General features: G+C 65.7%; 28 protein-coding genes and 1 tRNA gene. 14 read left to right on the plus strand and 15 right to left on the minus strand.

Annotated features, from left to right (window positions below; all coding sequences use genetic code 11):
* Nucleotides 1-92: 92 nt before the first annotated feature.
* The 5 genes from rplA to TV39_RS15510 all read right to left on the minus strand — a co-directional run bounded on the left by rplA (nucleotide 93) and on the right by TV39_RS15510 (nucleotide 2971).
* The gene (rplA, locus tag TV39_RS15490; protein ID WP_011692825.1) at nucleotides 93-800 is read right to left on the minus strand and encodes a 50S ribosomal protein L1; all 708 of its coding nucleotides are present in this window, start codon (nucleotides 798-800) and stop codon (nucleotides 93-95) included.
* Between the two features lie 221 nt (nucleotides 801-1021).
* Complete coding sequence (gene rplK / locus TV39_RS15495; protein WP_043483056.1) at nucleotides 1022-1450, minus strand: 50S ribosomal protein L11; 429 nt, start codon at nucleotides 1448-1450, stop codon at nucleotides 1022-1024.
* 131 nt (nucleotides 1451-1581) lie between these two features.
* Complete coding sequence (nusG, locus tag TV39_RS15500) at nucleotides 1582-2415, minus strand: transcription termination/antitermination protein NusG (protein ID WP_043483059.1); 834 nt, start codon at nucleotides 2413-2415, stop codon at nucleotides 1582-1584.
* A gap of 116 nt (nucleotides 2416-2531) precedes the next feature.
* Nucleotides 2532-2816 (minus strand): preprotein translocase subunit SecE, encoded by a 285-nt coding sequence (secE, locus tag TV39_RS15505; protein WP_043430893.1) that lies wholly within the window; start codon nucleotides 2814-2816, stop codon nucleotides 2532-2534.
* Between the two features lie 82 nt (nucleotides 2817-2898).
* A tRNA-Trp gene (locus TV39_RS15510) sits at nucleotides 2899-2971 on the minus strand.
* A 274-nt stretch (nucleotides 2972-3245) separates the two neighbouring features.
* On the opposite strand from TV39_RS15510, the gene TV39_RS15515 reads away from it, so the two are divergent.
* Nucleotides 3246-4463: a pyridoxal phosphate-dependent aminotransferase gene (locus TV39_RS15515; protein ID WP_043483062.1), complete on the plus strand. Its 1218-nt coding sequence runs from the start codon at nucleotides 3246-3248 to the stop codon at nucleotides 4461-4463.
* A gap of 113 nt (nucleotides 4464-4576) precedes the next feature.
* On the opposite strand, the gene TV39_RS15520 is transcribed toward TV39_RS15515, so the two are convergent.
* Together TV39_RS15520 and TV39_RS15525 are read right to left on the minus strand one after the other, a co-directional pair.
* Nucleotides 4577-5263, minus strand: a complete 687-nt coding sequence (locus TV39_RS15520) for a LuxR C-terminal-related transcriptional regulator (protein WP_235347411.1) — start codon at nucleotides 5261-5263, stop codon at nucleotides 4577-4579.
* Nucleotides 5260-6687, minus strand: a complete 1428-nt coding sequence (locus TV39_RS15525; RefSeq protein WP_043483064.1) for an ATP-binding protein — start codon at nucleotides 6685-6687, stop codon at nucleotides 5260-5262. The genes TV39_RS15520 and TV39_RS15525 overlap by 4 nt, the downstream gene beginning before the upstream one ends.
* Nucleotides 6688-6811: 124 nt before the next feature.
* On the opposite strand from TV39_RS15525, the gene TV39_RS15530 reads away from it, so the two are divergent.
* The 5 genes from TV39_RS15530 to TV39_RS15550 all read left to right on the plus strand — a co-directional run bounded on the left by TV39_RS15530 (nucleotide 6812) and on the right by TV39_RS15550 (nucleotide 11041).
* Complete coding sequence (locus TV39_RS15530; RefSeq protein ID WP_043483067.1) at nucleotides 6812-8401, plus strand: PspC domain-containing protein; 1590 nt, start codon at nucleotides 6812-6814, stop codon at nucleotides 8399-8401.
* 1 nt (nucleotide 8402) lies between these two features.
* Nucleotides 8403-8729 carry a hypothetical protein gene (locus TV39_RS22605; RefSeq protein WP_043483079.1) on the plus strand — a complete coding sequence of 109 codons (327 nt, stop codon included), beginning with the start codon at nucleotides 8403-8405 and terminating at the stop codon, nucleotides 8727-8729.
* A 3-nt stretch (nucleotides 8730-8732) separates the two neighbouring features.
* Complete coding sequence (locus tag TV39_RS15540; protein ID WP_011692833.1) at nucleotides 8733-8990, plus strand: PspC domain-containing protein; 258 nt, start codon at nucleotides 8733-8735, stop codon at nucleotides 8988-8990.
* 170 nt (nucleotides 8991-9160) lie between these two features.
* Entirely contained in the window at nucleotides 9161-10186 is a 1026-nt protein-coding gene (locus TV39_RS15545; RefSeq protein ID WP_043483085.1) for a 6-phosphofructokinase, read from the plus strand.
* A gap of 96 nt (nucleotides 10187-10282) precedes the next feature.
* Nucleotides 10283-11041 (plus strand): GNAT family N-acetyltransferase, encoded by a 759-nt coding sequence (locus tag TV39_RS15550; RefSeq protein ID WP_043483087.1) that lies wholly within the window; start codon nucleotides 10283-10285, stop codon nucleotides 11039-11041.
* Between the two features lie 23 nt (nucleotides 11042-11064).
* Here TV39_RS15550 and TV39_RS15555 read toward each other — a convergent pair whose 3' ends face one another.
* From TV39_RS15555 to TV39_RS15585, 8 genes are all read right to left on the minus strand, one after another.
* Nucleotides 11065-12591, minus strand: coding sequence for a DHA2 family efflux MFS transporter permease subunit (locus TV39_RS15555; protein WP_043483089.1), 1527 nt, complete (start codon nucleotides 12589-12591; stop codon nucleotides 11065-11067).
* Nucleotides 12592-12625: 34 nt separating this feature from the next.
* The gene (locus TV39_RS22745) at nucleotides 12626-12751 is read right to left on the minus strand and encodes a hypothetical protein (RefSeq protein ID WP_268747789.1); all 126 of its coding nucleotides are present in this window, start codon (nucleotides 12749-12751) and stop codon (nucleotides 12626-12628) included.
* Between the two features lie 10 nt (nucleotides 12752-12761).
* The gene (locus tag TV39_RS15560; protein ID WP_235347412.1) at nucleotides 12762-13190 is read right to left on the minus strand and encodes a PadR family transcriptional regulator; all 429 of its coding nucleotides are present in this window, start codon (nucleotides 13188-13190) and stop codon (nucleotides 12762-12764) included.
* A gap of 158 nt (nucleotides 13191-13348) precedes the next feature.
* Nucleotides 13349-13756, minus strand: coding sequence for an ankyrin repeat domain-containing protein (locus TV39_RS15565; RefSeq protein WP_043483091.1), 408 nt, complete (start codon nucleotides 13754-13756; stop codon nucleotides 13349-13351).
* Nucleotides 13753-14838, minus strand: coding sequence for a CAF17-like 4Fe-4S cluster assembly/insertion protein YgfZ (gene ygfZ / locus TV39_RS15570; protein WP_043483093.1), 1086 nt, complete (start codon nucleotides 14836-14838; stop codon nucleotides 13753-13755). The genes TV39_RS15565 and ygfZ overlap by 4 nt, the downstream gene beginning before the upstream one ends.
* A 77-nt stretch (nucleotides 14839-14915) precedes the next feature.
* Nucleotides 14916-15650 carry a flavodoxin family protein gene (locus tag TV39_RS15575; protein WP_043483096.1) on the minus strand — a complete coding sequence of 245 codons (735 nt, stop codon included), beginning with the start codon at nucleotides 15648-15650 and terminating at the stop codon, nucleotides 14916-14918.
* 103 nt (nucleotides 15651-15753) lie between these two features.
* Nucleotides 15754-16368: an FABP family protein gene (locus TV39_RS15580; protein WP_043483099.1), complete on the minus strand. Its 615-nt coding sequence runs from the start codon at nucleotides 16366-16368 to the stop codon at nucleotides 15754-15756.
* A 169-nt stretch (nucleotides 16369-16537) separates the two neighbouring features.
* Nucleotides 16538-17272, minus strand: coding sequence for a hypothetical protein (locus TV39_RS15585; RefSeq protein WP_043483102.1), 735 nt, complete (start codon nucleotides 17270-17272; stop codon nucleotides 16538-16540).
* Between the two features lie 276 nt (nucleotides 17273-17548).
* On the opposite strand from TV39_RS15585, the gene TV39_RS15590 reads away from it, so the two are divergent.
* From TV39_RS15590 to TV39_RS15625, 8 genes are all read left to right on the plus strand, one after another.
* Nucleotides 17549-18247 carry a winged helix-turn-helix transcriptional regulator gene (locus TV39_RS15590; protein ID WP_011692843.1) on the plus strand — a complete coding sequence of 233 codons (699 nt, stop codon included), beginning with the start codon at nucleotides 17549-17551 and terminating at the stop codon, nucleotides 18245-18247.
* A gap of 269 nt (nucleotides 18248-18516) precedes the next feature.
* Nucleotides 18517-19488, plus strand: coding sequence for a mycothiol synthase (mshD, locus tag TV39_RS15595; RefSeq protein WP_043483105.1), 972 nt, complete (start codon nucleotides 18517-18519; stop codon nucleotides 19486-19488).
* Between the two features lie 104 nt (nucleotides 19489-19592).
* The gene (locus TV39_RS15600) at nucleotides 19593-21842 is read left to right on the plus strand and encodes an RNA degradosome polyphosphate kinase (RefSeq protein WP_043483108.1); all 2250 of its coding nucleotides are present in this window, start codon (nucleotides 19593-19595) and stop codon (nucleotides 21840-21842) included.
* A gap of 10 nt (nucleotides 21843-21852) precedes the next feature.
* Entirely contained in the window at nucleotides 21853-22857 is a 1005-nt protein-coding gene (locus TV39_RS15605) for an NUDIX hydrolase (protein ID WP_043483110.1), read from the plus strand.
* Nucleotides 22858-22965: 108 nt separating this feature from the next.
* Nucleotides 22966-24618 (plus strand): hypothetical protein, encoded by a 1653-nt coding sequence (locus TV39_RS15610; RefSeq protein ID WP_235347413.1) that lies wholly within the window; start codon nucleotides 22966-22968, stop codon nucleotides 24616-24618.
* Nucleotides 24615-25004, plus strand: a complete 390-nt coding sequence (locus TV39_RS15615; protein ID WP_043483113.1) for a GntR family transcriptional regulator — start codon at nucleotides 24615-24617, stop codon at nucleotides 25002-25004. The genes TV39_RS15610 and TV39_RS15615 overlap by 4 nt, the downstream gene beginning before the upstream one ends.
* 9 nt (nucleotides 25005-25013) lie before the next feature.
* The gene (locus TV39_RS15620; RefSeq protein ID WP_011692849.1) at nucleotides 25014-25817 is read left to right on the plus strand and encodes a thymidylate synthase; all 804 of its coding nucleotides are present in this window, start codon (nucleotides 25014-25016) and stop codon (nucleotides 25815-25817) included.
* Nucleotides 25814-26398 (plus strand): dihydrofolate reductase, encoded by a 585-nt coding sequence (locus tag TV39_RS15625; protein WP_043483116.1) that lies wholly within the window; start codon nucleotides 25814-25816, stop codon nucleotides 26396-26398. Before TV39_RS15620 ends, TV39_RS15625 begins: the two co-directional genes overlap by 4 nt.
* Nucleotides 26399-26402 lie beyond the last annotated feature (4 nt).

Consider the following 26402-nt stretch of genomic DNA (forward strand, 5'->3'; position numbering starts at 1 on the left):
TCGTACCCCGCGGGCCGGCAAATAAAAGGGCGCGGACGCAGAAAGACCGCCCCGCAACTGCGGGACGGTCTTTCATGCCGAACTAATGAGGATTAGACCTCGGTCAGGACCTTGGTGACGTTGGGGTCAACAGAGATGCCCGGGCCGAAGGTGGTAGCCACGGTGGCCTTCTGGATGTAGCGGCCCTTGGAAGCGGACGGCTTCAGGCGAAGGACCTCTTCCAGTGCTGCTGCGTAGTTCTCGGCCAGCTTGATGGCGTCGAACGAAACCTTGCCGATGATGAAGTGCAGGTTGGAGTGCTTGTCGACGCGGAAGTCGATCTTGCCACCCTTGATGTCGTTGACAGCCTTGGTGACGTCGGGGGTCACGGTGCCGGTCTTCGGGTTCGGCATCAGGTTACGCGGGCCCAGGACCTTACCGAGGCGGCCAACCTTGCCCATGAGGTCAGGGGTGGCGACGGCGGCATCGAAGTCGGTCCAGCCGGCTGCGATCTTTTCGATCAGGTCGTCGGAACCAACGAAGTCGGCGCCGGCAGCGATTGCTGCTTCTGCCTTGTCGCCCGTTGCGAAGACGAGGACGCGGGCAACCTTACCGGTGCCGTGCGGCAGGTTAACGGTGCCGCGGACCATCTGGTCAGCCTTACGCGGGTCTACACCCAGGCGGAAAGCGACCTCAACGGTGGCGTCGAACTTGGACGGGTTGGTGTCCTTGGCCAGCGTCACTGCCTCGAACGGCGCGTAGAACTTCTCCGCGTCGATCTTGGCGGCGGCTGCCTCATATGCTTTGCTGCGCTTTGCCATGCTGCTTATTCTCCTTGTGCAGTTGTGGTCTGCGGACCGCGCTGGGCCCTGCCACAGTTGGATGATCGGGCTGGATCTCCAACATTTCAATGATTCAGTGGTGCCGGTCTCCCGGCGAGAGGGGAATTAACCCTCGGCAGTATCTTCTTGTCGAAAGTCTGCGGGACTCACTTCCGGCGAGTGCTTCGTACCTCAGCCCTCACCGTCCGTTCATTCCTCGACTATTCGACAGTGATACCCATGGAGCGGGCGGTGCCGGCGATGATCTTCGCTGCGCCTTCGAGGCTGGTGGCGTTGAGGTCTTCCATCTTGGTGGAGGCGATCTCGTTGACCTGGGCCTGGGTCAGCTTGGCAACCTTGACGGTGTGCGGGGTAGCTGAACCCTTGGCGACGCCTGCAGCCTTCTTGATGAGCTCTGCAGCCGGCGGGGTCTTGGTGATGAACGTGAACGAGCGGTCTTCGTAGACCGTGATTTCAACAGGAATAACGTTGCCGCGCTGGGCTTCCGTCGCAGCGTTGTACGCCTTGCAGAATTCCATGATGTTGACACCGTGCTGGCCAAGCGCAGGACCGATCGGCGGGGCCGGGTTGGCGGCACCTGCCTGGATCTGCAGCTTGATGAGGCCGGTGACCTTCTTCTTGGGAGCCAATGTAGGGTCCTTCTCTCAATTACGTCCTGGGACACAGGAGCGTGCCTCAGGTTGGTGGCCGCCATGGCGAGGCGGCCGGCCGCTTCGTGGCTGCTAAGCGGGCAGCCCCGGAGCGAATTCTGTGGGTATTGCTAGATCTTGGTGACCTGGTTGAATGCCAGGGTGACCGGGGTCTCGCGTTCGAAGATGGAGACCAGCACCACGAGGGTCTGGGAATCGACCTTGATCTCGGAGATCGTGGCGGGGAGGGTCTCGAACGGACCTTCCTTGACGATGACGGACTCGCCAACTTCGAAGTCGACGTCCACGGGGGCCGCAGCGTGCTTGACGGGCTTGCCCTTCTCGGCCTGCTCTTCTTCGAAGACGGGGGCGAGCATGGAGAAGACCTCGTCCAGGCGCAGCGGTACCGGGTTGTGGGCGTTGCCCACGAAGCCAGTGACACCCGGAGTGTGCCGAACGGCACCCCAGGAGGCATCCGTCAGGTCCATGCGGACCAGCACGTAGCCGGGGATGCGGACGCGGTTGATGACCTTGCGCTGGGCGTTCTTGATCTCCACGACTTCTTCCATGGGAACCTGGATTTCGAAGATGTAATCTTCCATGTCCAGGGTCTGGATGCGGGTTTCAAGGTTGGCCTTCACACGGTTTTCGTAACCTGCGTAGGAGTGGATGACGTACCAGTCGCCTTCCTGGCGGCGCAGCTTGGCCTTGAACTCCTCGGCCGGGTCAACCTCGGCCTTGGCGGCCGCAGCGGCCAGGGCGTCAGCCTCGTCGTCGTCGGAGCCAGCGCCGGCTTCGGCGTCAGCTTCAGCGTCGTCAGCGTCGGTTTCAGAGGAATCGTCGATGGAATCGGGCGCAGCAGACTCAACCTCGGACTCTTCCCCGGCTACCGCCGCGGCGTCTGTTGCGCTGTCCGTGGACCCATCCAGCTCAGTCTCAGTTACCTCGAGCTCCTGCTCAGACACTTGGTCTCCTGCTTCCTCATTGCCTAACATGCCTATTTAAATGGCTCAATTCCGCACACCCCGTGAATGCTTCCGGATTATCGGGAGCATTCCACGCAGTCTGCGGACGGATCGCCTTAGCGGTCCGTGGGGCCTGTGCCGCCGAAGACCCAGCTCACTCCGGTCCCGAAAGCCAAGTCCAGGACGGTAACAATGAGCATCATGATGATCACGAACACCAGCACCACGAGCGTGTAGTTGATCAGTTCCTTGCGGGTGGGTGCTACGACCTTCTTCAGTTCGCCGATGACCTGGCGGATGAAGAGTGCGATGCGAGCGAAGAAGCCGGACTTGGCGGCGTTCTTGGCGGGGCGGCCCTTGGAGCTGCTTGCAGCCGTTTCGGTCACCTGGTCCTCACTCATCCTCGCAAATGTCGGATTACCCGGCTCTGAACTGAACCATGGTTGCTGCGCTGGCTCCGGCTAACCGCCGGAACCGCTTGCGCAGGGCAGACAGGACTCGAACCTGCAACCTGCGGTTTTGGAGACCGCTGCGCTACCAATTGCGCCACTACCCTATGGATCGAAAACCAATCAGACCACACTTCCCGCGGACTTCACGGGGCGCAGGCCATCATCGTGTTTTCAACACCGGAGAACTAGTCTACGCAACAACTGCGCTTACGTCGAACCAGCCTCATTTCGGACCTTCTTCGGACTGCCAAGGCCTGCCGACCGGGACACGGTCACATTCCTGGCCGTCACGCTGAACGATCCGCTGAACAGCATAGAGTAGATCTCGTCGAATCCCACATCCAGCCATCGAGCTGCAAGCGAAGAATGGACCCCGCCATGCCTGCCGCCCGCGTTTCCCAACGCATTTCCGCTATCGCCGAATCCGCCACCCTGGCCGTTGATGCCAAGGCCAAGGCACTCAAGGCAGCCGGACGGCCGGTTATCGGCTTCGGCGCCGGGGAACCCGACTTCCCGACCCCCGGCTACATCGTTCAGGCTGCCATTGAGGCCGCCAGCCAGCCGAAGTACCACCGCTACTCCCCTGCCGGCGGGCTGCCGGAGCTCAAGCAGGCCATTGCGGACAAGACGCTGCGGGATTCCGGCTACAAAGCCGAGGCGTCACAGGTCCTGGTTACCAACGGCGGCAAGCAGGCCGTCTACAACACGTTCGCCACGCTGGTCGATCCGGGCGACGAAATCATTGTTCCCACCCCGTTCTGGACCACCTACCCGGAAGCCATCCGGCTGGCCGGCGGCGTTCCGGTTGAGGTCTTCGCCGGCCCGGAACAGGACTACCTCGTCACTGTGCAGCAGCTGGAAGCGGCCCTGACCGAGCGCACCAAGATCCTGCTGTTCGTGTCGCCGTCCAACCCCACCGGTTCCGTGTACTCGCCGGAGCAGGTCCGCGAGATCGGTCTCTGGGCGGCTTCCAAGGGGCTGTGGGTTGTGACCGACGAAATTTACGAACACCTGACCTACGACGGCGTCCCCTTCACCTCCATTGCCACGGCGGTTCCCGAACTCGGCGACAAGGTGGTTATCCTCAACGGCGTCGCCAAGACCTACGCCATGACCGGCTGGCGGGTGGGCTGGATGATCGGTCCGGCGGACGTCATTAAGGCCGCCACCAACCTGCAGTCCCACGCCACGTCCAACGTCTCCAACATCATGCAGATTGCTGCCCTCGCCGCCGTCTCCGGCCCGCTCACTGCGGTGGACGAAATGAAGGTGGCCTTCGACCGCCGCCGGAAGGCAATTGTCGCGGGCCTGAACGCCATCGACGGTGTGGAATGCCCGACGCCGAAGGGCGCCTTTTACGTCTACGCGGACGTCCGCGGCCTGCTGGGCAAGGAATTCGAGACGGCGAACGGTACCGTCCGCCCGCAGACATCCGCCGAACTCGCTGCGCTCATCCTGGATGAGGTAGAGGTTGCAGTCGTTCCGGGCGAGGCTTTCGGCCCCTCGGGCTACCTGCGCCTCTCCTACGCCCTTGGCGACGACGATCTCGCCACCGGCGTGGCCCGGCTCCAGGGTTTCCTCGGCAAAGCCAAGTAGGCACGCTCTCTCACTTTTCGCAGGAAAAGCGCAGGCGCTCTCTCACTTTTGTCAGGAAAGTGAGAGAGCGCCTGCGTTTGGGCGACAGGAAGTGAGGGAGCGTCTGTGGCGCGCTAGAGGAGCCTGCGTTCGGCCGCCCACTTGGTCAGTTCGTGGCGGCTGGACAGCTGAAGTTTCCGCAGCACGGCGGAGACGTGGGTTTCCACGGTCTTGATCGAGATGAAGAGCTCCTTGGCCACTTCCTTGTAGCTGTAGCCCCTGGCGATGAGCCGCATGACCTCCAGCTCACGGGCCGAAAGGCGGTCCAGTTCGTCGTCGGCAATATTCGCCGGAGCCGTCCCGAACGCGTCCAGGACGAACCCGGCCAGCCGCGGCGAAAAGACAGCATCGCCGCCGGCCACGCGCAGCACGGCATCGGTGATTTCCGCACCCGAGATGCTCTTGGTCACATATCCGCGGGCGCCGGCGCGGATGACGGACACGACGTCCTCGGCCGCGTCCGAGACACTCAGCGCGAGGAACCGGGTGCTGCCCAGCAGGGCGGCAGAACCGGCAATGACCTCGCGGCCGCCGCCGCCCAGCCCGCCCGGCAGGTGCACGTCCAGCAGCACCACCTCCGGACTGGTCTGCGCGATCACGGCCATGGCCTGTTCAACCGTTCCCGCCTCGCCCACCACGGTGACCCGGGCATCCAGGTCCGCTTTGAGCCCCGACCGGAAAATGGCGTGGTCGTCCACAATGACCACGCGGACCGCCGGGGCGCCACCGGCTTCCGCACTCCCTGCTTCGACGTTGTTCACGACTTTCCCTCTCCGTTGTCCGCGGCGTCGGACGGCAGCTTGAGCCGCACTTCCGTGCCGTCCGGGCTGCTGCTGATGACGGCGGTACCGCCGTGCCGGTTCATCCGCCCGACAATCGATTCCCGGACCCCCATACGGTCCTCCGGAACCGACGCGGGGTCAAAGCCGGGCCCGCGGTCCTTGACGTAAACTTCCGCGCCGCCGTCGGCTACCTCAAGATAGACCGATACCGTCCCGCCGCCATGGCGGGACGCATTCACCATGGCCTCGCGGCTGGCCTGCACCAGCGCTTCATGCCTTGCGGTCATGGCGGTGTCTCCCACACTGACCACGTCCACGGCATTGCCCAGGGAATCCTCCACCTCCGCGGCAGCTGCCCTGATGCGGTCCGAGAGCTGCCCTGCCTCCTTGCCGGGGTCACGGTACAGCCAGCCCCGCAACTCCCGTTCCTGCGCGCGGGCCAGCCGCAGGACGTCGTTCTCGTTGCCTGACCGGCGCTGAATCAGCGCGAGAGTCTGCAGGACGGAATCGTGCAGGTGGGCGGCAATCTCCGCCCGTTCCGTTGCACGGACCCGGCCCGCGCGTTCCGCTTCAAGGTCCCGCCAGAATTTCAAGCCCCACGGAAGCAGCACCAGGGCCACGCCGCCAAGGACCGCCACGGAGGCCAGGAGCGCCAGCCAGGTCTGCTCCCAGGAACCGGAGCCCGACACCATCACCAGTACGCCTGCCACCACCAGGGCGAGTCCGGCGGCGAGCCTGGCCCAGCCGCCGGCCTGGTCTGCCTTGGTCTTGTCGAGGAGTCCGGCCCTGCGGGTTTCGTCCAGCTGTATCCAGGCGATGGCGGCCCCGCCAAGGATCGCCGCAACCGGGATCAGCGTCCCCAGCGGGACGTCGACACCCACCATGCGCGCGATCAGGATCCCGCCAGCCAGCAGCAGGCCTGCGCCCAGGAGGACTTCCTTGCCGTACGGCATGCCCCTGACGCGGAACCACGGGGCGGTGGCGGCCTCCGCGCCATTCGTCCCCCCGGTCAGCCCGCCAGCAGCCCCCGGGCCGGTCCCGGGCGCCATGCCATGAAGCGGCGCACCGGGGAGTGGGCCCGCTGCCGGGAAGGCGGCAGCGGCAGGCACCGGGCCGGAACCACAATCCGGCGGCAGCGGCAGCCCGGGCGCGCTGACGGCCGGGGCAATAGGCGACGCCGGGCGCCGCGCGTTCCGCTTCGCATTCTCGTCGGCAGTCGGGACCATGATCCAAAGCCACGCATAAAATGCCAGCCCTGCTCCCCCGGCGAGCGCGGCCACCACCATACCGATCCTGACCATCCGCACGGGCCAGCCCAAATGGGCGGCCAGGCCCGCACAGACGCCCGCGATGACGCGGTCGCTGCTGCGGACCAGCGGAGGGCGGGTAATGGCCGTTGTCATGTGTCAATCCAAACACGGATCAGGGTTCCACACGTCTGGTTTCAGCCGGAACCGGGGGTCAGTCAGGGGTCGCTCAGGGTGTTCCCCAATAGAGCGGCGGCGACAGGGACGGCAGGATCGAAGTATGAACTCGCACAATGCATACCCCGAGGAAGATCCGCTGCCGTCCGGCCGTCCCGATTCCGGCTCCGCCGCTTCAGCGGATGACACATCCGACGCCGGATCAGTCCAGGAAGGTGACAACGCCGGCCCGGTCCAGGATGGCCCGGGCCCTGCGCAGGACACCTTTCCTGGCGGCCCGCCGCCGCTTTACCCGAATGCCCACTTCCCGGATGCCCGGCCGGCGGATGCCCCCTACGCTTACCCGCAGTCGCAGCCCCAGAACTTCTTCAGCTGGGTCCGGAGCCACGGCATTCAGCGTGGACGGGACCGCTGGATAGGCGGTGTGGCCAGCGGCATCGCCCACCGGCTGGGGGTCGATCCGCTGATCGTCCGGGGCGTCTTCATTGTCCTGTCCATCTTCGCCGGCATCGGAGTGCTGCTCTATGGCATCGCCTGGGCACTGCTGCCGGAGCCCGACGGCCGCATCCACGTACAGGAAGCCGGCGCCGGACGCTGGTCCACGGGCATGACCGGAGCCCTCATCACCACAGTGATCGGCTTTCCCAGCCTGGGCAGCGGATTCTGGGGCTGGGAGCGCAACGGATTCGGCGGCTTCTTCTGGACCGTCTTCTGGATAGCCGGAGCCATCTATCTCATCTATTACCTCTCCCAGCGCGATAAGGCCACCCATGGAGCGCCCCTGATGAACACCAGCACGGAAGGCGACGCAACCACCGGCCGAACCGCCTTCGCAGCCACGTCGCCGGCCGGCACCTCGTCCCCTGCCCCCGGCGCACCCTACGAACCCGGCGCCTTTGCGGGCGGCCCATACGCCACCGGCCCGTACACGGGCGGCACCCACTCAGGCAGCCCTTCCGCCAGCGGCCCGTACGACGGCGGCGTTCCCGGCTCGGGCGGTTACGGCCCCACCCCGCCATACGGCGGCAGCTACGGCGGGCCGTCCGCTCCCGCGCCGAAGGCGCCTAACCTTGGCCCGGGCGCCCCCGCCGTCGCGGTAACGGCCGGCCTTGCCCTCCTGGTGGGCGGCGGCATCAAAGCCCTCGAAGCCCTCAACGTCACCAACCTCGGTGACGCCACCAACGCGGTGGTGTGGGCCAGCGGCGCGGCCGTCCTGGGCCTCGGCATCCTCGTCGCGGGACTCAGGGGCCGGACCTCCGGAATCCTTGGATTCTTTGCCGTTGTGGCCCTCATCATCGGCGGGATCTTCAACGTGGTGCCCAACGGAGACCGCTTCCGCTTCCAGAACGCGGACTGGAACCCGGCCAGCATCGAACAAGCGCGGCAGGGCTTCGACATCACCGGCGGCAGCGGAACCGCTGACCTGACAAGGCTGAACATCACCCCGCCGCTGGGCACCGACGTCGTCATTCCCCTGGATGTCACTGCCAGCAACCTGACCGTCATCATTCCGAACACCGTACCCGTGGAAATCCGCGCGGACATGACCCTGGGCAACCTCAACGAAGGCTCACAGAATCACGGGGGCATGACCTCCAAGCAGAGCAACTACAACACGGACAAGCCGGGCGCCGCGCTCATCCTCGAGATCGACGGCACCATGAGCAACATCACCATCCAGGAAGGAAACTGACGTGAGCAGCTACGAACCTGCCCCGGACACCGCACCGCAGGCCCAAGGACAGGCCAAAGAACAGCCACATGCCTCAGCGACGGAACCCTCCCGAAGCGCAGGCGCACGGCACGGCGGCCAGTCACCGGCCCGGGTGGGCACAGTGGTCTGGGGCCTCATCGTCCTGGCGCTGGCGGCGTTGATCATCATCGGCCAGCTTGGCATCGTGGTGCTGAACGGCACCTACGTGCTCATCGGCCTGATGATCGGTGCCGGCGCCGCACTGGTGGTTGGCGGCCTCCTCTCAGCCCGCAGACGTGACAAAGAAACCACAACAGGGAAGTCTTGAGCCATGGATAAGTTCTTCAGCATCGTCAGGGGCCTCGGCCTGAAGCGCGGACCGCAACGGTGGCTGGGCGGTGTGTGCGGAGGCATCGCCGCAAAGCTCAACGTGGATGTTGCCTTCGTGCGGATCGCGTTCCTGCTCCTCAGCCTCCTGCCCGGCCCGGCCTTCGTGTTTTATCTGGCAGCATGGCTCATCCTCCCGGACCAGCGGAACGCCATCATCCTGCAATCCTTCCTGGACAAACGCTCGATCAACGGATCCTGACCACGGGTCCAAGGGCCCCCGCTCTCCGGAGCGGGGGCCCTTTCGTTCGCCATGGATGACCGGCCCTTTGTAACCGGTTTGTGTCGTAACCCACACTCCCCACTAGAATCTAGGTGAGCTCAGCGTGGCGCTCTGCCTGTACACCCCCTCACCAGGATTTGAGCCGAGACATGAAAATTGGAATTCTCACCAGCGGTGGCGACTGCCCCGGACTGAACGCCGTCATCCGCGGTGCCGTCCTCAAAGGGATCGCCATCCACGGCCACGAATTCGTAGGTTTCCTCGACGGCTGGCGCGGCGTCGTCGAAGGCGACGTCATCGACATCCCCCGGACCATGGTCCGCGGCATCGCGAAGCAGGGCGGTACCATCCTCGGCACTTCCCGGACCAACCCGTTCGAAAACGGCGGTGGCCCCGAGGTCATCAAGGGCCACATGGACCGGCTCGGCATCGACGCGATCATCGCCATTGGCGGCGAAGGAACACTGGCCGCAGCCAAGCGGCTGACCGACGCCGGCCTGAAGATCGTCGGTGTTCCCAAGACCGTGGACAACGACCTTGACGCCACGGACTACACCTTCGGCTTCGACACCGCCGTCCAGATCGCCACCGAGGCCATCGACCGCCTCCGCACCACCGGCGAGTCCCACCACCGCTGCATGATCGCCGAAGTCATGGGCCGCCACGTGGGCTGGATCGCGCTGCATGCGGGCATGGCCTCAGGCGCCCACGCAATCCTCATTCCGGAGCAGAAGGCCTCCATGGACCAGATCACCGAGTGGGTGCAGGAAGCCCACGCCCGCGGCCGCGCACCCTTGGTGGTTGTAGCCGAGGGCTTCGTCCCGGAAGGCCAGGAAACGCCGCACTCAGAGCGCGGGCTGGATACTTTCGGACGCCCGCGGCTGGGCGGCATCGCCGAAATGCTGGCTCCGGAGCTCGAGGCGCGCACCGGCATTGAGACCCGGGCAACGGTTCTTGGCCACATCCAGCGCGGCGGCGTCCCCTCCGCGTTCGACCGTGTCCTGGCCACACGCCTGGGCATGGCCGCCATCGACTCGGTGGTAGACCAGCGCTGGGGCACCATGGTGTCGCTCCACGGGACCGACATCGTCCACGTTGGCTTCGATGCCGCCCTGGGCAACCTCAAGCGCGTTCCGCAGGACCGCTACGACGAGGCCGCCGTCCTCTTCGGCTAGGCCGACCAGCCGCAGCAGCGCGAACGGACACTTGAGGCCCGCTTGTGGGGCCTCAAGCGTCCGTTCGCGCTTCACTCCGCTGGGTAGGGTTGAGGCATGACTCTCGACCCCGGTTCCGCAGACATCATCCAGCTCGCATGGGCCCGCCATCTGGGACTCGATGACGGAGCTTTTGCCGCGGCCCGGAAGCTCGACGCCGATGCGACCGCTTCAGGGGAGGGCTTGCCAGCCGCCGGTGCACGGATCACGCGGGCGGAGGAGGCCCGGAATTCAGTGGACTTTGTGCGTTTGTTCGGCACCTCTGCCCTCGTGGGACCCCAGTGGGCGATCGACGCGGCCGAGGGAATCCCGGACGAGGAACTCGCCCAGCACGTGACACTCCTGACCATTACCCGGAAGCACGGCGGCCACGGCCAAGGGGCCGCCGCACTGTTCTTCGCCGACGACCTCCCCCTGCGGCAGCCGGCCGACGAGCTGACCGTCTCGCACGGGAACCCCGAGGCCATTGAGCTGGAAGGCATGTGCCCGCCGGACGATGTCAACGAGGTGGGATTGTCCGATCTGGAGCACCGGTTCACCATCCTGCGCGACGACGACGGCCGCAAAGTCCCGGTGGCCTGTGGCGCCTACGGCGAGTGGGAAGGCATCCTCGCCCAGATGGGCGTCCTGGTGGATCCCGACTGGCGGCGGCGGGGACTGGGCTCCCTGGCTGCGTCCATCGCCGCCCATGAGGCACTCGCGGCGGGGCTCACCCTGCAGTGGCGCTCGGACGTCAGCAACAAGGGCTCACTCGCAATCGCGCGCAGCCTCGGATTCTCAACCGGCGGCATCCACACCAGCGTGCTGCTGGGCTGACCGGAATCAGCCCTGCGCACCTCTTAGGCGGACTTGGTCTGCGCTGCTTCGGCGTCGGCGTCGTTCGATGCGGGCACGCTGACGGCACCCCAGTTCTTAACCGGCTTGGGTTTGGCGAAGAACAGCGCCACGGCTGCGCCGAGCAGGATCACCGCCGCCGGCAGCATGATGGACTGGCCCATCGCCGTCGAGAAACCCTCGTGCAGTGCCTCCGGCAGTGTGCCGCCGAAGGCCATGGGGCTGGCCTTGCCGGAACCGTCAGGTGCCGCCGGAAGCTCCGCCGCGAGCCGCGACTGGATGAGGACGGCAATAGCGGCGCTGCCCAGGACGGCGCCAATCTGTCGCGTGGTGTTGTAGACGCCCGAGCCGGCGCCGGCTTGGCGCGGCGGCAGGTTGCGGGTGGCTGTGGAGCTCAGCGGGGCCCAGATGCCCGCGTTCGCGAACCCCAGCACGGCACTGGGCAGGAGGAAAAGCCAGATCGGCGTGTCGGGGTGCATGAGGGAGGAGTTCCAGAAGAGCGCCACCGACATCAAGACCAGGCCGGCCGCGGTGATGTATTTCGGGTTGACGCGGTCGATGATTTTTCCCACCACCGGGGCGAGGCCGCCGGAAATGAGCGCCATCGGGACCATCATCAGCGCCGACTGCGTGGGGGTCAGACCGCGGACCACCTGATAGTAGAAGATCAGCGGGAGGCTGAAGGCCGTTACTGTGAAGCCGACGGTGGTGATGCCGATGTTGGCCAGGGAGAAGTTGCGGTCCTTGAACAGCGACAGCGGGAGAAGGGGCTCGCCCTTGTTGAACCGCTGCCACAGCACGAAGCCCGCCAGGACCACCAGGCCGGCGATGATCAGGCTCCAGACGGTGATGGGCCCTGTGATGGTGCCCCAGTTGTAGGTCTCACCTTCCTGGATGCCGAACACCAGCAGGAAGAGCCCGACGGCGCTGAGCAGCACGCCGGGGATGTCGAACTTGTGCGGGTGGGTGCTCAGTGTGGGGACAAAGCGCAGGGCCAGGATGAAGCCGACGATTCCCACGGGGACGTTGATGAAGAAGATCCATTCCCAGCCGAGGCCGTCCACCAGCACGCCGCCCAGGATGGGCCCCACGAGGGTTGCGATACCCGCTGTGGCACCCCAGATCCCCATTGCAGCGCCACGCCTGTCCGGCGGGAAGATCCGGGTGATGACAGCCATGGTCTGGGGCGTCATGATCGCGGCGCCAAATCCCTGGACCACGCGGGCCAGGATGAGGGTCTGGACGTCCCCGGACAGCCCGCACCACAGGGATGCGAGCGTAAAGACCACCAGGCCCGTGAGGTAGAGCTTCTTAGGCCCGAACCGGTCGCCCAGCCTGCCGGTGATCAGCAGCGGCACGGCATAGGCCAGCAGGTACGCGCTGGTCACCCAGATGACGGAATTGATGTCCGCGTTCAGGCCTTCCATGATCCGCGGATTCGCCACCGAGACGATGGTGGTGTCGATCAGGATCATAAAGAAGCCGATCACCAGGGACCAAAGCGCCGGCCACGGCCTAGCTACGTTTTCCATGTGAATCCTTCGGGAGTGATTGTTGTGTGGTCCGCTACCACGGGAGTTCCCCGGAGCGGAGCTGGCCCTGCAGGCTGCGGATCCAGCCCATCTCGGACTGCAGCATGGTCTGTTGGTACTGGAGGTCAATCCAGTACTTGCGGGCCACGTCTTTCTCCAAGACGGCAGCCTCACCTTTTTGTCAGGAACTCCAACTGCTCCTGCAGCAGCAGCAGGCGGCGGTCCAGGAGGTCCAGGACGACGGCGGCGGGCAGGTTGTAGGCCTCGGCCACAGCCAGCGGGAATGACGGATATTCGTTGACCGGTTCCGCGAGCATGTCCTGCAGCCGTTCCGTCAAGGCCTCCCGGCCGGCGGGCGTGATCCGGTACGTGGTCCGTTCCGGCCGGTTGCCCTCCCGGTCCGTCCCGGCAGTTTCCACGAGGCCGCGCTCCTCGAGCCGGCCGACGGCGTGATACAGCGTTCCGGGGCGCACCTTGACGAGCCGGTCTTCATGCCTGGCCATCAGGAGCTGGTACATCTCGTACGGATGCATCGGCTCTTCAACCAGCAATGAGAGCGCGGAGATGCCGAGCGGCGTTAAGGGGGCGGACCGGGGCATTGTTCGGGCACCCCTGCTTCCTGACGACTGGTTCCTCCGCAGCCGTGTCCCCACGTGCGGAATTATTCCGCTTCAACTATTCCACATGGAATATTAGGGTGCAAGAAAGCCCGCGGATCCAGGGATCCGCGGGCTCCCCCGCACAGGTGCCGGGGGTGTCAGCCCATCAGTGCCTGGATGTCGGTCCGGGCGAACATTTCCGCCGCTGCGCGCGCTGAAGGCGTTCCGGCATCCGGGTCCGCCCCGGCCCCCAGGAGCGCCTCGGCGACGTCCGTGTAGCCCTTGAATGCCGCGCCGGCGAGCGGCGTCTGGCCCCGGTCGTTGACAGAGTTGGCGTCGGCGCCGTGCTGCAGGAGCAGCCGCACCGCCGGGGCGTGTCCGTGGTATGCCGCCAGCATCAGCAGGGAGTCCCCGGCCGCATTGGTCATGTTGGCCGGGGCGCCTGCCTCGAGGTAGCTGCCCAGCAGAGCGGCGTCACCTTGGCGTGCCGCGTCAAAGAGTGCGTGGGCCAGGGCCAGGGTTTCGTCGTCGGGTCCAGCGGTGCTGTTCGCTGCGTTATCGGTCATCGGTGCGTTCCCTTCAGGAATCCGGTCTGGCGCCCCACCACCTGGCCGGCGTCGGGAGCCACAATGACTTCCTGCGCGGCCGTGTATGGTTCGTCGCCGTCTACGACCGTCAGTATTTCATCCGGAGAGACTGAACGCTTTATGACTGCGAGTGCCACGGGACCCATTTCGTAGTGCTGCACCACGGAGGTCACCGTTCCTACCTTGCGCTCCCCCAGGCGTACTTCGCTGCCCACGGCGGGAAGGGTGTGCTGCGAGCCGTCCAGCTGGAGGAAGACGAGCCGGCGCGGCGGATGCCCCAGGTTGTGCACGCGGGCGATCGTCTCCTGGCCCTTGTAGCACCCTTTTGCCAGGTGCACCGCGGTGCGCAGGAGGTCCAGCTCATGCGGAATGGTCTTGTCGTCGGTCTCGGCTCCGAGACGGGGGCGCCAGGCGGCGATGCGCAGCGCTTCCGAGGCCCAGACGCCGGCCAGCGGCCGGTCGCCCACGGTGGCTTCGAGTCCGGCAGCCGGCACCAGGTATTCAAACCAAGGCCGCTCCATGCCCGGGTGGGCATCCTCCCCGACAACCGAGTAGGCGTAGCCGCCGGCGCCCACGTGCGGCCAGGGGTCTTCCCACACTTTCAGGCCGGCCCACTCCTCCACCCGCCGCGTGGATCCGAGGACCGCCCAGTCGTCGGAGACGTCCGCGATTTCAACGCGGAGCATGAACTTCATCCGGTTCAGCCACTCCGCCAGCGGCGCCGCCTCGGCGGCCTCCACAATCAGCCAGGTGGTCCCGCCGTCGTCAATCACCCGCGCGTCGAACTCAATGCGGCCCTGGACGCTGAGCAGCAGCAGTTCGCTGGACTCCCCCGGTGCAAGGTTGGTGACCTGCTGGGAGGAGAGGGTGTTGAGCCAGCTCAAGCGGTCCGGACCGGTCACGGTCACCACGCCCCGGTGGGAAAGGTCGACGACGGCGGTGCCGGCTGCCAGTGCGCGCTGCTCACGCAGCGGCTCACCGTAGTGCGACGCGACTCCGGCGTCAGCGCCGCCGGCCTCGACGGCGCCCGGGCGCGACAACAGGGGGCTCTTGATAGTCATATGAAGGGAACATCCTTAGCTGGGCAGGTATTCCGGCGTCGGCAAGGCCGGCCGCCGGCGGTGCTGTTGGTTCGGTCTCAGCGGTACTCAGGGTTCTCGAAGTCGAACCGCGTGCCCGCTTTCCATTCCTCCGGCAGGTTGCCGTACGCGGGGATCCCGCCGGCGTCCTTCAGGATCCGGGCCAAGTGCAGGAGGTTCCACGTCATGAACGTGGTGTTGCGGTTGGTGAAGTCGCTCTCCGGACCTCCGGAGCCTTCGTCGAGGTAACTCGGACCGGGACCCACCGGGCCGATCCAGCCGGCGTCGGCCTGCGGGGGAATGGTGAAACCGATGTGCTGGAGGCTGTAAAGGACGTTCATCGAACAGTGCTTGATGCCGTCCTCGTTGCCGGTAATCAGGCAGCCGCCCACCTTGGGGTAGAAGGCCCACTGGCCTTTGCCGTTCAGTTCCCCGGAATGCGCGTACAGCCGTTCGATCAGTTTCTTCGTCTGGGAGGAATTGTCGCCCAGCCAGATGGGACCGGCCACCACCACGATGTCCGCTTCCTTCACCGCCGGGTACAGTTCAGGCCATTCGTCGGTTGCCCAGCCGTGCTCGCGCATGTCCGGGTACACCCCGCTGGCGATGTCGTGGTCCACGGTCCGGATCACCCGGGTGGTGACGCCCTGCTTCTCCATGATCAGCCGGCTGACCTCAATCAGGCCTTCCGTGTTGCTGGTTTCCGGAGACTTCTTCAGGGTCCCGTTGAAGAATACGGCTTTCAGATCGCCATAGCTGGCATTCTGCCCCTGGTTCGGCTGCTGGCTGTTCACGGTCCTGCTCCCTGCGCTCGTTGCGGACAACAAATATCAGTGAGGCCTGCCGGCCGGGCTGCCAGGCCCGCCAACCTAGGAAGCTTTGACTAGGAAGCCTTGCTCAGGAAGCTTTGCTCAGGATGGCCGAAGCGTGGGCTTCCAGTCCGCCGCCCGGCATAGAGCCCGTTCCCTTGGCAACGTCCCACCGCCACAGCAGCTTTCCGTCCACCAGGCCGAATATCCGGGTTGCCGCCGTGTACTCCTTGGAGTGGCTCCCGCGCATGACCATGTCGGTGCTCAGCTGGATCTGGGGCCCTTTGATCTGGCCGTAGTAGAGCTCCGAGATCCCGCCGGGGTGCGAAATGGAAACGGAGATGTCGAAACCGCCGTCGCTGTTGCGCAGCGCTTCGACTTCGTCGGCGCTTTTCAGCACGGGGACGATGTCGGCCGGAATCAGGCCCGGGCCGCCGTCTTCCTCCCGCTGCTTCCGCTCCAGAGCCCAGAATCCGGTCTCAACCGTCAGCGGCCGCAGCTTGGTGCCGTCGTCGTCGGTAAGCCAGCTCTCGGCACGGTACTGGAGGTACGGCAGGCCGTTGTGCGTGAAGGATACGTGCTGGAAGAAATGCTCGGAATCCTCTTCGCCGGCCCCCAGCCGTCCGCTGCCCTCCCACTCACCAATGAGCCAGGACAGCGGGACGAGCTCGGGAGTGAGGTCTGTAGGAATTTCAATCGGCACAGTAACTACCTCCGCAGACAACTAGCTCTGGACTGGTATTACTTCTGGCCCTTGAAGAGGCGGTAAACCACGAAACCAGCGAACCATGCCATGGAGAGGCTGGCGATGCCAAGCAGGACAAGGAAGAAAATCTCAAATGCAAGTACGGACATGATGCCATCCTAACGCGTTAGTAGATGAGTAGTTTGTCTATGAAGTAAGCGAGCGAACCCACCGCGGCCACGGGCGCGAGGCCCATGCCCAGGGCGGCTGGAAAGTTAATCCGGTCCCCGCGGAGTATAACCAGTCTGCGCAGGCTGACCAGAACCGCACCCACCGCAATGCCCACTACAGCGGCGGGTATTACGGCGATGTTGGAGAAGATCAGGCCCGCCAGCGGAGCGGTGAGGCCGGCCAGCACAATGCCCAGCGGCGCCACGATCCGGTCCGGCCAGCGAATGAGGCCGGCCAGCAGGGCAAAGGCGGCACTGATGCCGGCCACGAGTAACATTTCCTTGACCCCGTTGAACCGTGAAGCGGCAATCCACCCGGCACCCAGGCAGGACAGCAGCACGCCGGCGCTCGAACCCAGCGTGGACTCCAGCCGCTGCGCCTGGCCCGTGCCGCGGAGCAGCTGCATCAGGAACACAGCCATCACGCCTGCCGCGATAAACGCCGGGGTCCAGTCGAGGAAGCCGGGCGCCGGGACGTAGGTGGCAGCCACGGCCGAACCCGCCCCGGGCAGTCCGATGATGGCGGCGAGAGTCTTCTTGGCAGGAATGTCCAGGAAGTGCGGCCAGCCTACTCCCACGGCCAGCGCAACGAGTATGGCCACACCAAGCAGCACTTCAGGCGAGGTGTACGCGCCGCCGATGAAGACAGCAAGCCCGGCCAGCCCAATGGTTCCGATGGTCCACGGCTTCACTGTTTACCCGCGCTCACTCTCTGCTGACGTCTTCTTCGCTCGGTCCAATCCTGCCTTATGTGACCTGCTTATGTCGCAAAACGCGAACTGAAACGGGCCGGATCAGTGTCTGTTAAGGGGCAATTGGGTATACTCAAAGCTCAGCTACGCTTCCTTCGGAGGATGCGGGCCCGGCCGGAATTTCGGCTGGCCACGACCGACGCGGGCAGCCAGTACCGGCCGGTGAGAGCCCGGTTCAGACGCCCAATGATGCGCGGACAGCCCCTTGGAGGAACAATGTCGCACATCCTGCTACTGACGAACAGCACCGGATCATCGGTGGACATTTTGCCTGCCCTGGAATTGCTGAACCACCGCGTCCATATCCTCCCCGCCGAGCCCACCGCCCTGCTGGAAACCGACCCCTGCGACGTCGTCCTGCTGGACGCACGCAAGGACCTGGTCGGCGCGCGGTCCCTCACCCAGTTGCTCAAGGCCACGGGGCTCAGCGCACCTTTGATGCTGATCCTCACCGAAGGCGGCATGGCGGCCGTCTCCTCAGCATGGGCCGTAGATGACATCCTGCTGGACTCAGCGGGTCCGGCCGAAGTCGAAGCCAGGATCCGGCTCTCTGTCGCGCGTGCCGTGCCGGAGAAAGAGGACCTTCCCACCGAGATCCGCGCCGCCGGCGTCGTCATCGACGAAGCAAGCTACACGGCCAGGGTCAACGGCGCGCCCCTCAACCTGACGTTCAAGGAATTCGAACTCCTGAAATATCTGGCGCAGCACCCCGGCCGGGTGTTCACCCGGCAGCAGCTCCTCACCGAGGTGTGGGGCTACGACTACTACGGCGGCACCCGCACGGTTGACGTCCACGTCCGGCGGCTGCGCGCCAAGCTTGGCGCCGACCACGAAAACCTGATCAGCACCGTGCGCAACGTCGGCTACCGGCTGACCCTGGTGCGGCAGCCCGAAGAGGAGCTGACGGAGGCCTAGCCTTCCGCGCCGCCCGGTCGGACCAGCCGCCCCGGAACTCAAATAACGAAGAAGCCCCGGACCATTGGTCCGGGGCTTCTTCGTTGGCTTCTTAGGCCTGCAGTGGAGGACATACGGGTCGAACGTATCGAGGCCACCCCAGTGGTGGATCCCCCTCAGTTCCTGCTTCAGGAAGCCGGAACAGGTAACGACTATACGTGCCGGATCCGTCCGCATCAAATCGGACCGAATCACGCCGCCAGCCGGACGGGCCGTATAGCCTGTAGAGCATGAGTCCTGTGCATCCCGAGAACTGGCCCGTGCTCGTCATCAAAGGCGGAGTGGACGATGAACTGCTCAGGGATTTCACCGCCCTCGCCGCGGCCGCCGAGGAGTCGGACGGAAACCCTCCCCTGTCCGAACAGACCTTTGTGACCCTTCGCGCCGGCGAGTCGGGAAGCCACCCGCTCCTGGCCCTGGCCCTCTACGCGCCCGACGAGGACTCGGACCCGGCCACCGCCCAGGACCTCGCCGGCTTCGCCGTGGTGGTCGAGGAAGCGGACGGCACGGGCGTGCTTGAGGTGGCGGTACACCCGAGTTACCGCAACCAGGGAGTGGCTGACAGGCTGGTGGCCACGCTTAAGTCATCACGGGGTTTCGACGGGCTCAAGGCGTGGTCCCACGGAAACCACGAGGCGGCAGCGGACCTTGCGGCCAAGTACGGTTACGTCCCCGTCCGGGAATTGTGGAAGATGCGGCTGACGACGTCCGCCGCCGAACTGCCCGAAGCCGTCCTCCCGGACAATGTGACGCTGCGGGCATTCGTCCCCGGGCAGGACGAAGAGGCCTGGCTGGCAGCCAACAAGGCGGCCTTCAGCCACCACCCGGAGCAAGGCAACATGACGCAGCAGGATCTTGAGGCCCGGATGGCAGAGGACTGGTTCGATCCCGCCGGTTTCCTCCTCGCCGTCGACCCGTCCGGGCGGATCCTCGGCTTCCACTGGACCAAGGTGCACCCGCGCCACGGCGGCCATCCCGCGATCGGTGAGGTCTATGTGGTGGGTGTGACCCCCGAGGCCCAGGGCATGGGACTGGGCAAAGCCCTCACTGTGGCCGGCATCAGGTACCTGCAGGACCAGGGCCTGCACGCCGTCATGCTGTACACCGATGCGGACAATGCGCCGGCTGTTTCGCTGTACCGCAGACTCGGCTTCACGCGGTGGGATGCTGACGTCATGTACGGACCCAAAAACGGCGGTTAATCCAATCGGCAGACGCATGCACCACGGTTCCGGAAATCTGCGTATCCCCCGAATCGAATGCTTGTAAGGTTGAAGGTAAACCGCGCCAGCAATAAGGAGTGACCATGCAACCGGAATCAGCCGGAATCGCCACGTCTGAGGCCAAGGTGCTTCCGGTGCGCGCCCGCTTCGGGTCCTCCGAGGTCCCGGCTTCCCGTGCCACGCAGGACCGGATCGACATTCCCGAGTTCGCGCCCAATCTTGAGCCCGAGGGAGACATCAGCCCGGACCGGTTCCTGGACCGTGAATTGAGCTGGCTGGCTTTTAACTCAAGGGTGCTGGAGCTTGCCGAGGACCCCACCCTCCACCTGCTGGAGCGGGTCAGCTTCCTGTCCATCTTTGCCTCCAACCTGGACGAGTTCTTCATGGTCCGCGTGGCCGGGCTGAAGCGCCGGATCGCCACCGGGCTGGCCGTCCCGTCGCCGGCAGGCCTGAGCCCCATGCAGGTGCTGGACCAGATCGGCGACGCCGCCCACCGGCTTGCGCAGCGCCATGCCCGGGTCTACGCCGAGCAGATCCGGCCGGCCCTGGCGTATGAGCACATCCACCTCATGCACTGGGATGAGCTTGACGACCAGGCAAAGGACCAGCTCAGCGCAATGTTCGCGGAAAAGGTCTTCCCCATCCTGACCCCGCTGGCAGTGGACCCGGCCCATCCGTTCCCCTACATTTCGGGCCTGTCGCTCAACCTGGCGGTGGTGGTCCGCAACCCCGTCAGCGACAAGGAACTGTTCGCCCGCGTCAAGGTTCCGGACCAGCTGCCCCGCCTCATTTCCATCGACGGCCCGCGCGCCGGATCGGTCCCCGGCAGGGTGGCACGGTTCATCGCCCTGGAAGAAGTCATCGCCGTCCACCTGGACCAGCTGTTTGCCGGCATGGAGGTCCTGGAGCACCACACGTTCCGCGTCACCCGCAACGAGGACGTTGAGGTGGAAGAGGACGACGCCGAGAACCTGCTGCAGGCGCTCGAAAAGGAACTGCTGCGCCGCCGGTTCGGCCCGCCCGTGCGGCTCGAAGTCACCAACGACATCAACCCGAACATCCGGGCGCTCCTGATCCGCGAACTGGGTGTGGAGGAGTCCGAGGTCTACTCCGTTCCTGCACCGCTGGACCTCCGCGGCTTGTCCGTCATCGCCGGAATCGACCGCGCGGACCTGCACTACCCGAAGCACGTGCCGCACACCTCGCGGTACCTGAATGAATCGGAAACGTCGAAGGCGGCAAACGTGTTCGCGGCCATGCGCCGGCGGGACATCCTGCTGCACCACCCGTACGATTCGTTCTCCACGTCCGTCCAGGCGTTCCTGGAGCAGGCCGCGGCGGACCCGAAGGTACAGGCCATCAAGCAGACGCTATACCGCACTTCGGGCGACTCCCCCATCGTCGATGCCCTGATCGACGCGGCAGAGGCAGGCAAGCAGGTGCTTGCCCTGGTTGAGATCAAGGCACGCTTCGATGAGCAGGCCAACATCTCCTGGGCACGGAAGCTCGAACAGGCCGGCGTCCACGTGGTTTACGGCATCGTGGGGTTGAAGACCCACTGCAAGCTCTCCCTTGTGGTCCGCCAGGAAGTGGACGGCCTGCGGCGTTACTGCCACATCGGCACCGGCAACTACCACCCGCGCACGGCCCGCTACTACGAGGACCTCGGACTGCTGACCGCCAACGAGCAGGTGGGCGAGGACCTTTCCAGGCTCTTCAACCAGCTCTCCGGCTACGCCCCGAAGTCCACTTTCAAGCGGCTCCTGGTGGCGCCACGTTCGGTGCGGTCCGGCCTCATCGACCGCATCGAAAAGGAAATCCGTAACGCCAAGGCAGGCATCGCGGCCAGGGTGCAGATCAAGGTCAACTCCATGGTGGACGAGGCGATCATCGACTCGCTCTACCGCGCCTCCCAGGCCGGCGTGAACGTGGACGTGATTGTCCGCGGCATCTGTTCGCTGCGCCCCGGCATCCCCGGGCTCAGCGAAAACATCACCGTGCGGTCTGTGCTGGGACGTTTCCTGGAGCACTCGCGCGTGTTTGCCTTCGCCAACGGCGGGGACCCGGTGGTCTTCATCGGCTCCGCCGACATGATGCACCGCAACCTCGACCGGCGGGTGGAAGCGCTGGTCCAGTTGACCAGCGGCGACGACACGTCCTACGTGCTGGATATGCTCCGCCGCTACATGGACCCGGGAACGTCCAGCTGGCATTTGGACAGCCAGGGCGAATGGACCCGGCACCACATCGGGGACGACGGCAAGCCGCTGGAGGACGTCCAGTCCTGGCTGCTCGCGTCGCGTTCCCGCCAGCGCCAGACGATAAGGCGGTAGGACCCTGGCCTTGAAAAGTGATGCGAAAAGCGACGCCACCAACGATTCGGCGAACGATTCGCTTATTGCGGACCAGACGGACCATCCCGGGGAACCGGTGGCCGTCACGGCTGCAGGTGCCCTGCCGTGGCGCGTCAGCAAGGACAAGCTAGAGGTCCTGCTGATCCACCGCCCAAGCTACGACGACTGGTCGTGGCCCAAAGGAAAGATCGACGCCGGAGAGACCATTCCGGAGTGCGCGGTCCGTGAGATCGCAGAAGAGATCGGGCTCAAGGCCACCCTGGGCATTCCCCTTCCCCCCATCCACTACCACGTGTCCGCCGGACTGAAAGTAGTCCATTACTGGGCCGTGGATGTGGACGGGGCCATGCTGCGTCCGGACGGCAAGGAAGTGGACAGCGTGATGTGGTGCTCCCCGGAGAAGGCCGCCGCCCTGCTGACCAACCCCGGTGATGTTGCGCCGCTTGAGCACCTTGTGGCGGCCCACGCCCGCAAGGAACTGGACACCTGGCCGCTGCTGGTGGTCCGCCACGCCAAGGCCAAGCCCCGCTCGTCCTGGACCAAGGCCGAAGGGGACCGTCCGCTCGCGGCCACGGGGTTGCGGCAGGCGCAGGCTGTCCGCCGCTTGCTGCACGTTTGGAAGCCGCTTCGCGTGCACTCGAGCCCGTGGCAGCGCTGCGTGGCCACCATCGCGCCGTACGCCAAGTCCGCGGACGCCAAAGTGAAGCTGCACGACGCCCTGACGGAACACCGCCATGCCCGGAGCCCGAAGAAAACCGCGGCTGTGGTGGAATCGCTCTTCGACAAACAGCGCGCCATTGCCCTGTGCACCCACCGGCCCGCACTGCCCACGGTGATCTCCCAGCTGGGTGAGCACATGAACGGCCGGCTGCGCGCCCTGCTGCCCTCCTCCGACCCCTACCTGGCGCCAGGAGAGATCATCGTGTGCCATGTGGCCCGCAGCAGCAACCACAAGATTGTCGCCGTGGAGCAGTTCAGGCCCTTCGACGACTAGAAGCACAGGCCCGCCCCGGCCACGCAGCCCAGAACGCAACGGGCAGGCTTGACCTGATCCCCTCTGTATCAAATACTCAGTACATTGATGCAAAATCTGGGGGGGATTATGCCGGTCCAATTCGAACTGCCGCCGATGCTGCTGCTGGGACCGCTGGCCGCCGCCGTCGTTCTCTACCTCGTCCTGAGGTGGGTGGTATGGGAACCCAGGATGGGCGCCTCGCCCGAGACTGTTTCGCAGCACGCGCTCTGGGTGGGGGTCATCGGCTGGATGGCAAGCTCCCTCCAGGGGGCCACAAATATCGGCATCATCCCGGCCGGCAGAACCACCAGCCCCGTCATCGGTCCTTTCCTGGTCACTCCGGAGACCATCATTCCGGCACTGGCCTGGCCGATCCTCGGAACTCTCGGGGTCCACGCACTGGGCCAGCTCAGCTATCCGCGGCCCCGGCGACCCCGCCGCAAGGCCAGCCTCCATGTCCGGAAAATCCGCGATTTCCTGCCACGGCCGCTGGCCTGGACAACGCTGGCCATCTTCACGGGCACAGCCGCATTCATCGTCTGGACCGCGACGCTCCCGGGCTTCGACGCCATGGCTTACGGGTCGGTCCGGGAGGACCCGGAAGGGTACCGGACCTTCGGCGGAGACGGGCGCATCCCCGGGATTGAGCTGGCCGGCTGGCTGGGAGGCGCGCTGGTCATCCTGGCTGCGGGCACCTGGCTGGTGCTGATGCTGATCGGCCGCCGCCGGCAGCTCGAGCAGCTATCGGACCAGGACAATTCGCTGCTGCGGACCATCGCCATGAACAGGCTCCTGCGGACAGTCGCCACGGTGGCGTCCGGCCTCGCCGTCATCGCCGGTAACTATGTGGCCCGTCCGGACCCGGGGGCGGGCAGCACGTCGTGGACTAATTTTGCCGGCTTTGCGGGCATGGCGGTTCTGCTGGCCATGCTGGCCTGGGCGCCGCCGAAACTGACGGGACCCGCAACAGCCGCCGCCCTACGGGATTCGAAGCACGGCCCCTTCGGTGCCGGCCCGCACCCGGCAACCAGGCTCGTGGTTTCCATCGGTGCCGGCCTCGGCGTCGCCGCAGCCCTTCCGGTGCTCGCAGGAGTGTTCCTGGTCCCGGCAATCATTGCGGCGGGCCCCTCGGGGCCGGCGCTTTTCGTAACGCTCGTGGCGGGGCTGGTGCTCCTGGTCCTCGCGGCCGGCGAGCTGCTGCTGCAACGCAACTACGCGGGCCCCGATGAACCGCGAACATGGCCCCGGCAGCCGGTGGGTGCGGCCCTCCTCACCACGCTGATCCTGGCGCTGCTGGTCTTCGTCGCAATTCTCGTGGTCTCGGCCGCCGGGAACTCACTGATTGGCAGGGACGGCGGGTGGATCCCTCCCGCCGTCTTCAGCTCCGCCGGGGCGGTCCTGGCGCTTCCGGCTTTCCTGGCAGCGCGCCTGCGCCACGGCATTCCGGGCGCTCCAGCCGGGCTCGATGCTGCGCTGCGGGCCATCACCCTGCACCGGCTGGCGCGGACGCTTGCGGCCATGTTCATGGCGCAGGCAGGGATGGTGCTGCTGATGAACAGCCAGGCATGGGCCGCAGTCTTCGGGGTGGCGTTCCTGCCGTCCATCCCGTGGTGGCCTGCGTCCCTTGCCGGCTCGATCCTGGCCTGCGCGGCGATAGTCACGGCCCTGGTGCCGGTGCGGACCTTCGCAGGCTCCCGTTCCCGGCCCGCTCCCCTGCCCCGCAGGGACCGTGTCACATGACGGCGGGGATCGCAGTTGACCTGCGGTCGGCCGTGCCGCCGTATGAGCAGATCCGCACCCAGATCTCCTCGTTGATCGCCGTTGGCTCGCTGGCTGCCGGAACCCGCCTGCCCACTGTCCGCAGCCTCGCGGCGGACCTGGGCATCGCAGCGGGGACGGTGGCACGCGCCTACAAGGAACTCGAGCAGGCCGGGCTGATCGAAACGCGGCGCCGCAACGGGACCGTCGTCGTCGGCATGCCCGACTCCGTCCGCCCGGCGGGCGGCTCCGTGCCCGCGGACCTGACTGCCGCCGTCGACCGATACATCGCTGCAGGCCGCGCCGCGGGCCTGGACGACGGCACGCTCCAGGACATACTGCGCCTCCGGCTTGGCCATCCTCAGTAGACTGGGACCGTGAGCATTCCAACGCCCTATGAAGACCTCCTGCGTGACGTCCTTGCCAACGGCACGCACAAATCTGACCGCACCGGCACCGGCACGCTCAGCGTGTTCGGGCGGCAGATGCGCTTTGACCTCAGCCAAAGCTTTCCGCTGATCACCACCAAGCGCGTTCATTTCAAGTCGGTGGCAGTTGAACTTCTATGGTTCCTGCGCGGCGAAACCAATGTGAAATGGATGCAGGACCAGGGCGTCACCATCTGGAACGAATGGGCCGATGCCGACGGCGAACTGGGCCCCGTGTACGGCGTGCAGTGGCGCAGCTGGCCGACGCCCGACGGCGGCCACATCGACCAGATCGCCGAGCTGGTGGAGAACCTCAAGTCCAACCCGGACTCGCGCCGGCACATCGTCTCCGCCTGGAACGTGGCTGAGCTTCAGGACATGGCCCTGCCGCCGTGCCACGCGTTCTTCCAGTTCTACGTTGCGGACGGCAAACTGTCCTGCCAGCTGTACCAGCGCTCCGCGGACACCTTCCTGGGCGTCCCGTTCAACATCGCTTCCTATGCGCTGCTGACCTGCATGCTGGCCCAGCAGGTGGGCCTGGAGCCCGGTGAGTTCGTCTGGACCGGCGGCGACGTGCACATTTATGACAACCACATGGACCAGGTGCTCAAGCAGCTGAAGCGCGAGCCGTACGAATACCCGCAGCTGAAGATCCTCCGCAAGCCCGACTCCATTTTTGACTACACGCTGGACGACTTCGAAGTGGTCGGATACCAGCACCACCCCACGATTAAGGCGCCGATCGCAGTATGAGCACCGACAACGCCATGGATCCCCTGGCCTTCACCGAAAAAATCGCCGACGCCACCACCGGGGTGGGCCTCGTCTGGGCCCAGACCACGGCAGGCGTGATCGGCAAGGACGGCGACATGCCGTGGCACCTGCCCGAGGACATGAAGCACTTCACCCGGCTTACCACCGGGCATCCGGTGATCATGGGCCGCAAAACCTGGCTCTCCTTCCCGGACAAGTACCGTCCGCTGCCTGGCCGCACGAATATCGTGGTGACGCGCCAGGAAGGCTGGGGCGACACTGCCGAGGCCAAGGGCGCCATCGCGGTGAAATCGCTCGACGACGCGCTGCTGGAATCACAGTTCGCGGCCGGCCACGAAACCGTGTGGGTGCTGGGTGGCGGGGAAATCTTCGCCCAGACCCTGGACATCGCCGACGCCGCAGTAGTGACGTTCATCGATTCCGAGACCGACGGCGACACCTACGCGCCCGAGCTCGGCTACGAGTGGAAGCTGACTGCCAGCGAGCCGGCCACCGGGTGGCTGACATCCGCCACGGGAACACGCTACCGGTTCACCATGTGGCGCCGGACGGAGGCCTAGGACC

Origin of the sequence: Arthrobacter sp. SPG23 (assembly GCF_000876655.1) — a bacterium.
Classification (GTDB): Bacteria; Actinomycetota; Actinomycetes; order Actinomycetales; family Micrococcaceae; genus Arthrobacter.